General features: G+C 46.5%; 12 protein-coding genes. 10 read left to right on the plus strand and 2 right to left on the minus strand.

Annotated features, from left to right (window positions below; translation table 11 throughout):
• Nucleotides 1-144 precede the first annotated feature (144 nt).
• On the plus strand, nucleotides 145-438 hold the full coding sequence (locus IID12_07195; GenBank protein ID MCH8288877.1) for a GYD domain-containing protein: 294 nt from the start codon (nucleotides 145-147) through the stop codon (nucleotides 436-438).
• 190 nt (nucleotides 439-628) lie between these two features.
• Nucleotides 629-934: a hypothetical protein gene (locus IID12_07200; GenBank protein ID MCH8288878.1), complete on the plus strand. Its 306-nt coding sequence runs from the start codon at nucleotides 629-631 to the stop codon at nucleotides 932-934.
• Between the two features lie 477 nt (nucleotides 935-1,411).
• Here the strand turns inward: IID12_07200 and IID12_07205 are convergent, their stop codons facing one another.
• Nucleotides 1,412-3,658 carry a carbohydrate binding family 9 domain-containing protein gene (locus tag IID12_07205; GenBank protein MCH8288879.1) on the minus strand — a complete coding sequence of 749 codons (2,247 nt, stop codon included), beginning with the start codon at nucleotides 3,656-3,658 and terminating at the stop codon, nucleotides 1,412-1,414.
• A 131-nt stretch (nucleotides 3,659-3,789) separates the two neighbouring features.
• On the opposite strand from IID12_07205, the gene IID12_07210 reads away from it, so the two are divergent.
• The 3 genes from IID12_07210 (at nucleotide 3,790) to IID12_07220 (ending at nucleotide 6,800) form a co-directional block, all read left to right on the plus strand.
• Nucleotides 3,790-4,137 carry a hypothetical protein gene (locus IID12_07210; GenBank protein MCH8288880.1) on the plus strand — a complete coding sequence of 116 codons (348 nt, stop codon included), beginning with the start codon at nucleotides 3,790-3,792 and terminating at the stop codon, nucleotides 4,135-4,137.
• Nucleotides 4,138-4,213: 76 nt separating this feature from the next.
• Complete coding sequence (locus tag IID12_07215) at nucleotides 4,214-5,161, plus strand: threonine/serine dehydratase (protein MCH8288881.1); 948 nt, start codon at nucleotides 4,214-4,216, stop codon at nucleotides 5,159-5,161.
• A gap of 88 nt (nucleotides 5,162-5,249) precedes the next feature.
• Nucleotides 5,250-6,800, plus strand: a complete 1,551-nt coding sequence (locus tag IID12_07220) for an MFS transporter (GenBank protein MCH8288882.1) — start codon at nucleotides 5,250-5,252, stop codon at nucleotides 6,798-6,800.
• A 15-nt stretch (nucleotides 6,801-6,815) separates the two neighbouring features.
• Here the strand turns inward: IID12_07220 and IID12_07225 are convergent, their stop codons facing one another.
• Nucleotides 6,816-8,267: a hypothetical protein gene (locus IID12_07225; protein MCH8288883.1), complete on the minus strand. Its 1,452-nt coding sequence runs from the start codon at nucleotides 8,265-8,267 to the stop codon at nucleotides 6,816-6,818.
• A 288-nt stretch (nucleotides 8,268-8,555) separates the two neighbouring features.
• On the opposite strand from IID12_07225, the gene IID12_07230 reads away from it, so the two are divergent.
• The 5 genes from IID12_07230 (at nucleotide 8,556) to IID12_07250 (ending at nucleotide 13,217) form a co-directional block, all read left to right on the plus strand.
• A complete protein-coding gene (locus IID12_07230) occupies nucleotides 8,556-8,933 on the plus strand; it encodes a TfoX/Sxy family protein (GenBank protein ID MCH8288884.1) in 378 nt (125 codons plus the stop codon).
• Between the two features lie 141 nt (nucleotides 8,934-9,074).
• On the plus strand, nucleotides 9,075-10,580 hold the full coding sequence (locus IID12_07235; GenBank protein ID MCH8288885.1) for a CoA-acylating methylmalonate-semialdehyde dehydrogenase: 1,506 nt from the start codon (nucleotides 9,075-9,077) through the stop codon (nucleotides 10,578-10,580).
• 29 nt (nucleotides 10,581-10,609) lie between these two features.
• Nucleotides 10,610-11,482: an acyltransferase gene (locus IID12_07240; GenBank protein MCH8288886.1), complete on the plus strand. Its 873-nt coding sequence runs from the start codon at nucleotides 10,610-10,612 to the stop codon at nucleotides 11,480-11,482.
• Nucleotides 11,454-12,815: an aspartate aminotransferase family protein gene (locus IID12_07245; protein MCH8288887.1), complete on the plus strand. Its 1,362-nt coding sequence runs from the start codon at nucleotides 11,454-11,456 to the stop codon at nucleotides 12,813-12,815. The genes IID12_07240 and IID12_07245 overlap by 29 nt, the downstream gene beginning before the upstream one ends.
• Before the next feature lie 3 nt (nucleotides 12,816-12,818).
• Nucleotides 12,819-13,217 carry a DoxX family protein gene (locus IID12_07250; GenBank protein MCH8288888.1) on the plus strand — a complete coding sequence of 133 codons (399 nt, stop codon included), beginning with the start codon at nucleotides 12,819-12,821 and terminating at the stop codon, nucleotides 13,215-13,217.
• Nucleotides 13,218-13,503 lie beyond the last annotated feature (286 nt).

The following is a 13,503-nucleotide window of genomic DNA, read 5'->3' on the forward strand; positions in this document are numbered from 1 at the left end:
TATTAATCCCGGCGTTATCAAGGTCTTTTCGTCCCCGCCAGAGCGCGGATTCGTCCGGTCGAGGAAAATGGTGTTGTTGAAGTGAGAAAAATGACTAAATTGTACAGAATATTCGATATCTAACGCAACGAGGGAGGTATTGCAATGGCTACCTACATCACACTAATGAAGTTCACACAGAAAGGCGTAGAGAACATTAAAGGAGGACCAACGCGACTCGATCAAGCTAAAAAAATGTTCAGTTCTAAGGGCGCAGAGTTGAAGGAGTTTTTCCTCGTCATGGGGCAATATGATGCAGTAGTGATCACCGAAGAACCGGATGATTCAACAGCTGCTGGCCTTAGGCTCGCAATCGGCTCACTGGGGAATGTCTCTACAGAGACAATGCGCGCCTTTACGGAAGAGGAATACAGAGATATTATCGATGGATTGGCATAGATCTTAATCTCGGTAAGCTTATTGTTACTCTCATTAAGCTTCTATATCAATCTTTTCCAAGAGGTGACTAAACTCTACCGGCTCCAGGGAGGTCCGCCAGCCGGTGGATTCGTCCGGACGAGGAAGGTGGTGTTGCTGAAATAACAATGGAATTAGGACTTTTGAATATTATAAGAATGAAGTTATAGAGTTGATATATAAAGTCCAAGCGAGATTTAATCAAAGCAAATCCAAAGAGTTTTATCAGTTGCTTACCGGTGGGAGTTTAGAAGATCAAGTGCCTGATGGTCCGGAAATTCTGGCCTCGATGGATAGAGCTACGATGGATTCGTCGGGTTTAGTTAGATGGACAGAATTATGTTATTGTTCTCCTCCTTTGAAACATGAACGAGCAACGGTTTATGATGAATATTTCTCTGATTTGGAAACCGAGGAGACAAAGAGTCATGAAAAATTTGAAGGAGAATCATTCATAAATCATATTTCTAAGTTTTAATGCTTTTGACTTTATAGTGCATAACAGGGATTATATGCAAACCGGCGATTTTGTCCGAACTCGTAAAATGCTCCTGTTGAAGTGAGGACAAATCAGTCTCCTATTTTTAAAAAAGAGTAACCGGTGGTTCATAATTAGATGTAGGGGCGGGTCGATGACCAGCCCTCAGAAATTCAAAACCGTTAAAACGGTTGAATCGCTGACTGGTGTTATCACTAACCCCTGACTTAAGTCAGGGGTCAACAGGAAGGATCACAAATACCCAAACCATTTCAATGGTTTACTATTAAGAAATAATCCGATCGATCCCCTCTAACAACCGGCCCGCCCATCTGACCGCTTGCCGGGCAGGACATTAGTCTGGCGGGGAGGGGTGTCTTCCGGCTCAGCCGGAGGACCGCACAAAAACATGGGACGCAGATCTGCGTCCCCTACGTTTGTCGAGACGAAGAAAATGCTCTTGTTGAAGTAATGTTCCTAAAAGAATAGGTTCTGGAACGTATAAGAATATTTTATTATTATGCTTCTCGATTCTGAGCTCGGCGGGACAGGAAAGACATCAGACCGGTCTTCGTTGAGCAGCTCCGAATAGACAATATACAGATCGTTTCCTTCGCGGGGGTTGTAGCGCAGTCTTACGTTTAGACTTGTTTGTCTGGTATCACTGTTAATTTGAAAAAAGGCATTGCCTGTAATTTCGGTGTTCAATGCAGCCTTGATCTTAATTCGGATGATGTTCCCATCGAATTCCTGATCCCGGTCGTCAAACCGGATTCTGTTGAACAGATACGCGCCTCCGATTTCGAGATGAGGCGAAATGCTCCAGGAGGGTTCGACTCCGATAGAGCGTTGAGTGCCGTCAAAGAACGTTCCGGCATTGACACTAAAGTTCGCTCTTATATTCCTTCCCCATGGAGTTTGATAGAATCCGTTAAATGTGGTGAAAGTGTACTTTCCGATTGGAACGGAGACATCGTCGGATAACTCAAAAACTTCATCGAGGTCTTCGTATCTCCGTTCGAAATTAACGGAAGCGAAAGCGCCCGATTTAAAACTGAGATTGAATTGGGGACCGAAATTTGTCGATTCCCTGCTTTCGTCCGAATTTCGTAGATAGACTTCGCCGTTGAATCGCACTATGTAGTTGTAAATCGAGGAGTTCTTATCGGCGAACCTGCCGTAAAAGAGGCTGTTCCCGAATCTTTTATAATCCTCTCTCGTGATGAAGCCGATCCCCGGTTTGTAACCCGGCGCCGACCAAGAGTAAGAAAGATTATATCCGAAACCCGTATTTGTTCTTTTTTTCCACGAAGTTCGCAGACGTGCCGTTTCATTAAAGCTGCTGAATCCGGCGTCCGACAGCGTATCATCAAACGACTGAGCGAGGGCGAACGAAAAGTAGTCGTCACCGAATACCCTGTAAAGGCCGTCAATTCCCGCCGCTATGTTGTTATTCCCTTTATCGTTAAGTCGGGATGTAAGCATCCCTCCTATAAACGAATTTTCGTTTATGACATTCTTCCGCAACCGGAGGACACCGAAGTTTTCGGAGGGAAGTCCTGAGCTTTCCGCCGTTTGCATATTTATCGCTCCCAAGTCCCAGCTGCCGATGCGGCCTACCAATCGCGCTCCGCCGTAAATTCGTACGGGATCGCCATCCTCTGTGAGCCCGATAGTTCTGCTGTAAAAGAGGCTCGTCGGACCGCCCGTTGAAAAATCAAATATGCTTGACCGCTCGAGAAAGAAGAGCCGTTTTTCAGGAAAGAAGAGCGAAAAACGGGTCAGGTTGACCTGCTCGTCGTCAACTTCCACTTGAGCGAAATCGGTGTTGATCGTTGCGTCAAGTGTGAGATTACTCGATACGGCGTACTTGACGTCAACACCGAATTCTTTGGTTGGCTCATCATCGAAATCGTACCCGGTTTCGGCATCATTCAGAGTATATGCGTGTCCGCCGCCGCCCAATCCGTAGGGAGTTATATACAGAGGGTTTTGGCTGTAAATGCCTTCAAGGAGTACATCCTGAGCGACAGAAGGTTTAACTACCGCCCAGTCCCATTTGGGCGGAATTGCGGGATAAATAGCGGTTTCGTTTTTTCTCGCTATATATCTCCATGTTATCAAACCCATCACCACCCTGCCGTTCTCATCCTGGAATCTCAGACTGGAAAACGGAATGCGCATTTCAACAAACCAGCCTTCGTCATTCTTGACTACTTCCACGTCCCAGAACGTATTCCAGCTGTTGTTCCAGGGAGGATCTCCCGACGATTCTGCGTCATTGTATATCGCCACTTCGTTTCTGATTCCCGCCGGTGTGGTGAAAAACCCCAATGCGGTTTCGTTATCATTATAAGAGTCCAATACTAATCCAAAATGGTCATCCGCCGGTGTCGAACCGTCTCTGTCTAAGGCGTTTCCCATTACTCCGGAAGGATCGGAATCGTATAATTTTGCCGCCGCATAGATGAACTCATCGTCATAAGCGATTTTGATCTCCGTTTTTTCGGTGAGTACGCCTCTAAAAGTGGGTGCGTTCATAATCAGCGGATAAGGCTTTATCGCCTGCCACGCATCTTCATCGGAGATTCCGTCGATTTTAACGTCTCCGAAAATTCGCTGCAGGGGAATCACGTCCTGAGCCTTTAAAGCAGTCGAGAACAAGATTATCATCATCAACATAACTACCAATAAAATCTTTGTGGTATTTAACGTGGAAGTCATTATTCGTAATTTTACCGGTGAGAAGCTTTTGAATCAAGATTGAATGTTCAGCCGATTTGTAAGCAAAACTACGGGAGGTGTGAGATTCGTGAGCTACTTTGCTCGTAGAAACTGAAGATAGGAACTTTTAATTGGTAAAAAAACTAATTAGAATCAGACATAAACCGACAGGGACTCTGTTAGCCGAGGGTCCGATAGGATGGGGGATAACACCGTTCGAGGGTAATTATTACGTCCGCAAGAAATATATGAAAACGGACGCTTTTCGACCGAACTTTATCCCCGGGATATGCTCGTATAAGTTTTTATATGTCTGGATGGACTTGAAACTGAGTGAAAATCAAATCTCAAAAAACCTCGGGTGGCTCTACTGGCTGCCCAATCCGCTGTTCCCGTTTATCTGGTACCGCATCGGACTTCCGGGGAATCATCCCGATTTGGAAATCGAAAGATTCGATCTATCCGAACGGAACAGCTGAACAGCACATTCATGGCTGAATAGCATCTAATATTTGGCATCCCATTTCATATTTCTGAGCGTTATCTTACGTCATTATGTTAACCATAGATGACATTAAAGCCGCACGACAGATTGTTTACAAACACTTAAAACCCACACCTCTGTACCATTATGCCGGATTGAGCGAGCTGCTCGGAACAGAAGTCCGGGTCAAGCATGAAAATCATCAACCTGTCGGCGCATTCAAAGTGCGGGGCGGGCTCAATCTCGCCGCGAGTCTGAATGACGATGAGAAAAAGGCGGGGTTATTTACGGCATCAAGCGGTAATCACGGACAAAGCATCGCCTTTGCGTGCAGGGCGTATGGAATTAAAGCTACCATAGCCGTCCCGGAAAATGCAAACCCGGAAAAAGTGGCTTTGATGAGGGGACTGGGAGCCGAAGTTCTTTTTCATGGGGAGGATTTCGACGGCGCCCGTGAATGGATGGCTGGAATCGCCAGAGAGAAAGGCGGAAGATTCATAAGCCCTACGGATGATGAACTGATATGCGGAGTAGGAACCTATGCGCTTGAAATCCTCGACGACCTGCCCGACGTTGATTATATCTTCGTTCCGGTGGGGGCGGGAAGCGGAGTCTGCGGAACATGCATAGTGGCGAAAAGCATAAATCCGGAGATACAGGTCATTGCGGTTCAATCAGAAAAAGCTCCAACGATGCAGATGTCCTGGAAATCCGGGGAATTACTTTCGGGAGAAATGAAGACAACCGTAGAGGGAATATCGACGCGAGTCGCATTTGAAAACACACAGACTATAATGAAAAAATATTTGGATGACTTTCTCCTCGTTAGCGACGAAGCAATTTACGATTCTTTGAAGTTACTGATAGAACACACTCACAATTTGGTGGAGGGAGCCGGAGCGGCTCCGCTCGCAGGTGCGTTATCCATTAAAAACAAACTTTCAGGGAAAAAAGTGGTGCTCGTAATGAGCGGCGGCAATATCTCAACTTCCCGACTAATGGATATACTGAATTCCTGACAGCTTGCATCTGAACAACTCAATAAGTAGTATCCCGTTCAATTCTAAACCAAACCTTGCAAGGAACAAAACTGAAAGAACATTTTAATTGAACAGGACTTTCGTAGATCCTAAGACAACAAGACGGTGGATTCTTCTTGTCACGATATTGGGCTCAAGTCTTATCTTTATCGATGGGACGGTAGTAAACGTTGCGCTGCCCGGATTACAGGAAAGTCTGAACGCTAATGTCAGCGACGTTCAGTGGGTCATAGAGGGATATACTCTGATGCTGGCGTCTCTGATTCTCGTAGGCGGCTCACTGGGCGATAAATTCGGCAAGAGGCGAACTTTCATCATAGGCGTGAGCATCTTCACCACGGCTTCCCTTTTGTGTGGACTGGCAAGAAATATTGATGAACTGATCTACGCCCGGATATTTCAAGGAGCAGGCGGCGCTCTGCTGATCCCTGCAAGTTTAGCGATCTTGAGTTCGAGTTTTAATGACAGCACACGTGGAAAAGCGATAGGGACCTGGTCGAGCTTTACGGCGGTAACTGCCGCTCTCGGTCCTATTCTCGGAGGATGGCTGATAGAAAATTATTCGTGGAGATGGATCTTTTTTATCAACATTCCTATCGCAGCATTTGTATTGTACATAACTCTGACGAGGGTGCCCGAAACTGAGATCGAAGAGGATTCCGAACCTCTCGATTGGGTAGGCGCATTCCTGGTAACTATCGGATTAGGTTCGATCGTGTTCGGATTAATAGAGTCGGCGACTTTGGGACTCGACAGCTACATAGTAATCGGGATGGTATCCGGCGGCACGGTGATGTTGGTGATATTTTTGTTTGTCGAATCGAAGATTAAATCGCCGATGATGCCTTTGAGTCTATTCAGTTCCCGGACTTTTTCCGGCGCAAATATATTGACGTTTTTCCTGTATGCCGCTTTGAGCGGAGCGCTCTTCTTTTTTCCATTCAATCTTATCCAGCTTCAGGGTTACACAGCCACGGAAGCGGGGGCGGCATTTTTACCGTTGATAGTTTTTTTGTCTTTGTTGTCCCGATGGGCAGGGGGGCTGGTGGACAGGTATGGAGCTAAACTGCCTCTTGTTATAGGCCCCTTTATAGTAGCCGTCGGTTACCTGTTATTTGCGCTTCCCGGCATCGGCGGAAGCTACTGGACGACCTTTTTCCCGGGTTTAGTGACTCTTGGAGTAGGCATGGGAATCAGCGTGGCTCCTCTTACAACTGCGGTTATGAGCGCTGTAAGTCAAGATCGCTCCGGACTTGCGTCGGGAATAAACAATGCGGTAGCGAGAACCGCCGGTCTTCTCTCGATTGCGTTGATAGGAATAATGGTTTTAATCGCGTTTAACGGAGCGCTGGACACTAAAATTGATTCTATCGAAATGACTCGGGAACTCAGAGAGCACATTGATTCCGAACGAATTAAACTCGCGGGGATTCAATTACCGGAAGGAGTCGACAGATATACAGCGACCCGGATAAGAAGAGCGATAAACGAATCGTTTTTGTCCGCATTCCGGTTGGCGATGATAGTCTCGGCGATGTTGGCTTTTGCAAGTTCGGTCACCGCCGTATTGTTTATCAGCGGTAAAAAAGGTACGAAACCTGATCTAATTCCGGATTAGAAAGAGCTTAATTGCTCAGAAGGAAAACAACTGTCCGGAAGCTAACGATATTACCATGTTTTTTAGGGAAATACCCCTTCCGTCAAGGGGGAATCCGAAGTCAATTCTTGTAACTCTCGCTGTGGCGCTTTTGGTCACTTCCCACCTGAAGCCGAATCCGGCGGCGTATTTCAAGTCGGACAATTTAACAGACTCCGTTTCATCCCAAGCTCCTCCGGCATCAAGAAACAGTACTCCGCCGAATGAAAGCGTAAGAAATTTAATATCCGAAAATAATCGGTCTTCGAGATTCAACAGCAGGGTTTTTTCACCGAATATCGAATCTGAAATTGTATAACCCCTCAAACCGGATAGGTCCCGCAGCTTATAAATATCCGTCCGGTCGTCAAGGTTGCTTCTGGATCCGGCAAAAAGTCTGAACGCTATTGTTTGCCGCGGAACTACCTGTGAATATGCCCGGATATTAAGTTCCCATATGCGGTTGACACTGTTGTCGTTTTCACGTGTTGTAGTGTATCTGACCTGCTGAAATATCCATGAACGGGAGCCGGAAGGAAACGCAAGGGATTGATCGGCTGAAAACCTCCAGTAGTTCCTGTCCCCGCCGAGAAAATTTCCCGCCCGTGCAATTCCGGCTCCTATGGAAGAACCGAGCTCAATATCCTCGACCCTTTCCATTTTATCTAATTTAAAGGTCTTGGCGAACCTGAATGCCTTGAGTCTAAATCTACCGGAGAGTTCTCTGATCTCCTGAGTGTAGTTATCTGATTCAGCGTCTTCATGGAAAACGGAAACGAGCGCGATCATTTTTCTAAATCTCGAACCTAATGCGCGTGTAAGCGTAAACCTTTGAAAGTTGGATTGTTCGAGGAATTCATCATCTGTATCCTTTAACCGGGGGAGGTTTGAGTTATTAATATTTGCGCTGAATGCCCATTTTGTGTCAAGAGAATAGAGCGGCCGGTCGAGAGCAAAAAAATACTGATATTCTTCCGCAGGACCGTTTTTCACGAACGAGGTAAGCTGCAATCTCGAGCCGCGTATTCTGCGATAGAGATGACTGACTCTTACAGCGTCTCCCCTTTTAGTCCTATCCCAACTGAGACTGAGAGGTGAACCATAACCGAGAAGACTCTGCTCCTGTAATAACAAACCGTACTCGTTCCTATTGTCGGAACGGGAGAATTCTACACTGAAAACGGTAGTCCATAGGTCTCTCGTGAAAACATGGACGTCCACACTCCCGTCGGCATTCGGCTTTGTTTCAATTCTTACGCTCCCTATGAAATTCAGCTTCCTTAAGTTCCGCTCGGTTTCGCGAAAGAGTTCGTTATCGACTCTGTCGCCGGAATTAAAAAGCAGCTCCTGTAATATGATGTTTTTACGCGTTACGAAATGAAGACTGTTTAAGAACGGATCACCCAGTCCCAACGGATTGTCATCTTTGGAAAATACGTTTTGTCTCATTAATATAATCTCTCTGATAACGGGAGCAGTGTCATCCGGAAGGTTCGCACGGGCAGTTGTTCCTTGAAATAACCAAACGCTGAAGATGAGGAAAGCGAAAGTCTTTACGGCAGATAGCGCCGGAGTGCGCAAAATATGTTTTTTTCTGTCCTGTCGTGGCATCGGTAGTTGAATTTGCGTTCTCATAGGCACTAAAGATATGTTCACGGCTCTCCCGATGCAACAGAAGCGGAGTATAGGAAGGAGGGGAAATCATTTTTCTCAATCGGTTCCGATTATGCGGGCTGCTTGAATAAAATCATTTTAAATAGTAAGTTTGCCGTCAGCGGTCAGAATCATTGTGAGCGTGATTTGGTTAAGGACGAAACATTTAAAGACTATATTATCGATCAATTGAGGGATCTCTACGATTTGTATGCAAAGGGAATGTTCGGGGGTCACGGTCTATATCAAGGTCTGAAATTCTTCGGGATGATATCGAAAGGCAGGCTCTATTTCAAGACCGACGATAGTAGCAGACAGTATTACATCGAACAGGGTATGAAGCCGTTTAGACCGAATGAAAAACAAACGCTTAAGAATTATTTCGAAGTACCGCCGGATATCATAGACGACAGCGATAAACTGACCGAATTAGCGCGTGAATCGGTAAAAATTATAAATTAACCTTCCTGATATATCAAGGATGCTCAAAAAAGCTATTCCCTTGACAAATCAAGCTTAATTTCTTATTATTTATCCGACCTACAGGTCGGAAGACATAAAGATATAGCAATCTAAATATGAATTGGAGGCGATAACATGGTTATGCCAACCGGAACAGAGTCCGCGGTAGCAGTTAAAAGCGACAACGGTCGGGACACTGACGTTCCTCTCATAAATAATTACGTAAACGGGTCGTTTGTACAATCAAAATCCGATAAATTACTCGATATTACAGACCCTTCTAACGGAAACATACTTGCCCGATTACCCCTATCAGCCGAATCAGAATTTAACGATGCTGTCGAGGTGGCAAAGAAAGCGTTCCCCGCATGGCGTGAAACACCGCCGGTGGAAAGAGCAAGATATTTCTTCAAACTTAAGATGATCATGGAAGAGAGATTTGACGATATTGCACGGGTGTTGACGGTTGAAAATGGAAAGACACTTGATGAAGCGCGCGGTGAGGTGCGCAGAGCGATAGAAAACGTTGAAGTTGCATCCGGTGTACCGACGATGATGCAGGGACAGACACTCGAAGACGTGGCGTCAGGAATTGATACGGCGGTTTACAGAAGACCTATAGGAGTATTCGGGGCGATTACCCCGTTTAACTTTCCCGCAATGGTGCCTATGTGGTTTCTGCCGTACGCTGTCGCAACAGGAAATACGTTCATCTTAAAACCCTCAGAACAGGTACCAATGACCCCAAATTTCATATATGAGTTGATTGACGAAGTAGGATTTCCCGATGGCGTCATTAATCTCGTGCATGGCGATAAGGTAGTAGTAGATGCCATGTGTACACATCCTGATATTAAGGGAGTTTCATTCGTAGGCTCTTCTCCGGTAGCGCAGCACGTGTATTCACTGGCGAGTCAGAACGGTAAACGTGTTCAGGCGCTGGGTGGAGCTAAGAACTTTGTGCTTGTGACGGATGACGCAGACCTCGATTCGGCAGCTAATGCCGTAATAGCATCCTGTTTCGGATGTGCGGGTGAAAGATGCCTCGCCGCGAGCGTGTTGTTGGGCGACGAGAAAATCTATCCCGAACTGAGGGAGATGATCCTGCAAAAGGCGAAAGCGATCAAAATGGGCAGTGGTCTTGATGATGGAGTTACTATGGGTCCCGTTGTTACCGAAGCTCATAAGCAACGGGTGTTGTCCTATATTGAAAAAGGGATAGAAGAGGGCGCAGATATGATTCTTGACGGGAGAGGCGCTTCCGTAGAAGGTAAAGAGGACGGGTATTATATCGGACCCACGATATTCGAAAATGTCGATTCGTCCATGACTATTGCCAAGGAAGAGATATTCGGGCCGGTTCTCACTATGATGAAAGTCAAAGACCTTGATAGTGCCATCGAATTGATATCGCAGCATCCGCTGGCAAACACAATATCCATATTTACCACATCAGGGAAAAAGGCTCGTAAGTTCAGATATAGTGTGGATGCCAGCATGATCGGTGTTAACATCGGTGTTCCTGCGCCGATGTCGTTCTTTACCTTCGGCGGAGCAAAAGGTTCATTCTTCGGCGACCTTAAGGCACACGGAAGAGACAGCATAGAGTTCTACACCGATAAGAAAGTTGAAATTTCGCGTTGGTAGGATAAGAAAATCAATTCAGGGAGTAACAATTGCCGAGAATAGTTAAGTGCGGCTTGATTCAATGTTCGAATCCGATAAATGACGAAAAAGAGACGATAAAGAACATTCAGGCAGCGATGTTCGAAAAACATCTGCCGTTCATCGAAAAGGCGGGAAAAGAAGGAGTGCAGATTCTCGGACTACAGGAGATCTTTAACGGACCCTATTTCTGTCCGAGTCAGGACGCGCACTGGTACGATGCGGCTGAGCCCGTACCGGGTCCCACTGTCGAAGCCCTGACACCTTACGCTAAAAAATACCAGATGGTAATGATAATTCCCGTATATGAAGTCGAACAGGCGGGAATTTATTATAATACCGCGGCTGTGGTGGATGCCGACGGCACGTACCTCGGGAAATACCGTAAAACCCACATTCCACATACGTCAGGATTCTGGGAGAAATATTTTTTCAAACCGGGCAACATGGGATATCCGGTATTCGAGACGCGTTATGCAAAGGTAGGGGTTTATATATGCTACGACAGGCATTTCCCCGAAGGAGCCCGCATTCTCGGCCTTAATGGAGCCGAGGTGGTTTTCAACCCTTCAGCCACGGTAAAAGGACTTTCACAATACCTCTGGAAACTCGAGCAGCCCGCACATGCCGTAGCGAACGGATATTTTATGGCTTGCAGCAACCGGGTGGGAACTGAAGCGCCCTGGAATATCGGGGAATTTTACGGAAGTAGTTATTTTGTGGATCCGCGGGGAAATTTCGTTGCCGAGGCAAGCGAGGACAAAGACGAGCTCGTAACCGCGGAACTCGACCTCGATATGATAGAAGAAGTGCGGAGAGTATGGCAGTTCTATAGAGACAGGAGACCGGAAGCTTATGGCAAACTCGCTGACCCAAACGCCTGATACGGAATCAGAAGAAAAATCCGATACGGAAGTCAGACCGACATCAGCTGATGTAAAAGAAAAGCACGACGAATATCTTTTTTCGTCGGTGATAAACTATTATTCAGAACCGCTTGCGCTTGACTCCGGGAAGGGTTGTATCCTTAAGGACGTTGAGGGGAATGAATATCTCGATTTCTTCGGAGGGATTCTGACGGTCTCCATCGGTCACGCAGACGACAGGATAAACAAAGCTATAGTAGCGCAAATGAACAGGCTTGGACATGTTTCCACGCTTTATCCTACGATCCCTATGGTGGAGTTAGCCGAGAAGCTCGCTCGAATTACACCGGGCAAACTGCAAAAGAGTTTCTTTACGGGATCGGGCACGGAAGCGGATGAGACGGCAGTCATGCTGGCTCAGGTATTTACGGGAAATATGGAGATAATCGCCCTCAGGCACGGTTATGCGGGAAGGTCAATGTTGGCTCAATCATTGACGGCGCATTCGGCATGGCGTTCCGTGCCGACACAGATAGCCGCCATCAAGCATGCGGTGAGTCCGTACTGCTACCGGTGTCCGCTGGGACTGGAGTATCCTTCATGTGAAATAAAATGCGCTCAGGACATAGAAGAGCTGATACTGACCACCACTACCGGACAGATAGCGGGATTCCTTGCCGAACCGATCCAGGGCGTCGGAGGTTTCATAACTCCTCCCGAAGAGTATTTTAAGGTAGCAGTCGATATAATTCGTAAGTACGGCGGAATATTTATCTGCGACGAGGTTCAGACGGGATTCGGTCGAACCGGTACAAAGATGTTCGGCATCGAGCATTACGGAGTCGAACCCGAAGTAATGACGATGGCGAAGGGAATCGCAAACGGGATGCCTCTCGGAGCCACAATAGCAACCGAAGAGGTTGCTGACTCCCTCAAAAAACTAACCATATCCACATTCGGCGGTAATCCGATCTCGTCCGCAGCCGCAAATGCCACAATCGACATAATAGTCGATGAAGATTATCCGGCTAAGTCTGAAACGATGGGAAAAATTCTCCGTGAAGGACTTGAGGAGATTAAAGAGAAATACCCGAAGATAGTCGGAGACGTCCGTGGTAAGGGACTTATGCAGGCGATAGAGTTGGTTGAAGACGAACCGAACGGGGACAGGACTCCTAACGCAAAAGCGACCATGGAAGTGTTTGAAGAGACCAAGAAACGTGGACTGCTCATAGGCAAGGGTGGACTATACGGCAACATATTCCGCATTGCGCCGCCGATGTCGGTATCTGAAGCGCAGGTGAAGGACGCTCTTGAAATCCTCGACAAGTCTTTAGCGGTGATCAATTAACTCATGGATAAGGTTATTCTATTAGGCCGGATTCTGTTCGGCAGCTATTTCATCAGAAGCGGTATAAACCATTTTTTGAATCTTGAGGGGATGACCGGTTACACCGCATCAAAAGGAATTCCTCTTCCGGAATTTGCGGTAATTATTACCGGTCTTATGCTGCTCGTCGGAGGCATAAGCATTATAACAGGTATATATCCCAGGATAGGCAGCGCTGTCTTAATAGCATTTTTAGTTATTGTGGCAATTATCATGCACGATTTTTGGTCTTTCGAGGACCAGGCAGCAAGAGCGGGACAATTTTCACGGTTTTTGAGAAACATAGCATTCTCGGGAGCGTTGTTGATGTTTTTTGCCATACCGGAACCGTGGGCATTTAGCCTGAGGATCGGAAAGAAATAGTCGTTTGTAATTAAGTGCGCGGTCAGGATAAATCCTGACTCACACGGTATTCCTCTCCCCTTGAGGGGAGTGTCCGGCTAAGCCGGACGAGCCTGCCCGACTAATGTCAGGCGGGGGGTGTGATTGTTCGGTTTATTCAATTTTCTGTTGAATAAAAATCTTCATCTTTTTTCTTTATATAAAGAAATTTAAATGAAGACCACCCCCCGCTTACTGCGGGACTAAGCCTAAATCCCCTCTTTAGGAAGAAGGGGACTTTTTATCGCATCTTCGATGGGATGCGTAG

The organism is Candidatus Neomarinimicrobiota bacterium, assembly GCA_022567655.1.
Lineage (GTDB): Bacteria > Fidelibacterota > SORT01 > SORT01 > SORT01 > JADFGO01.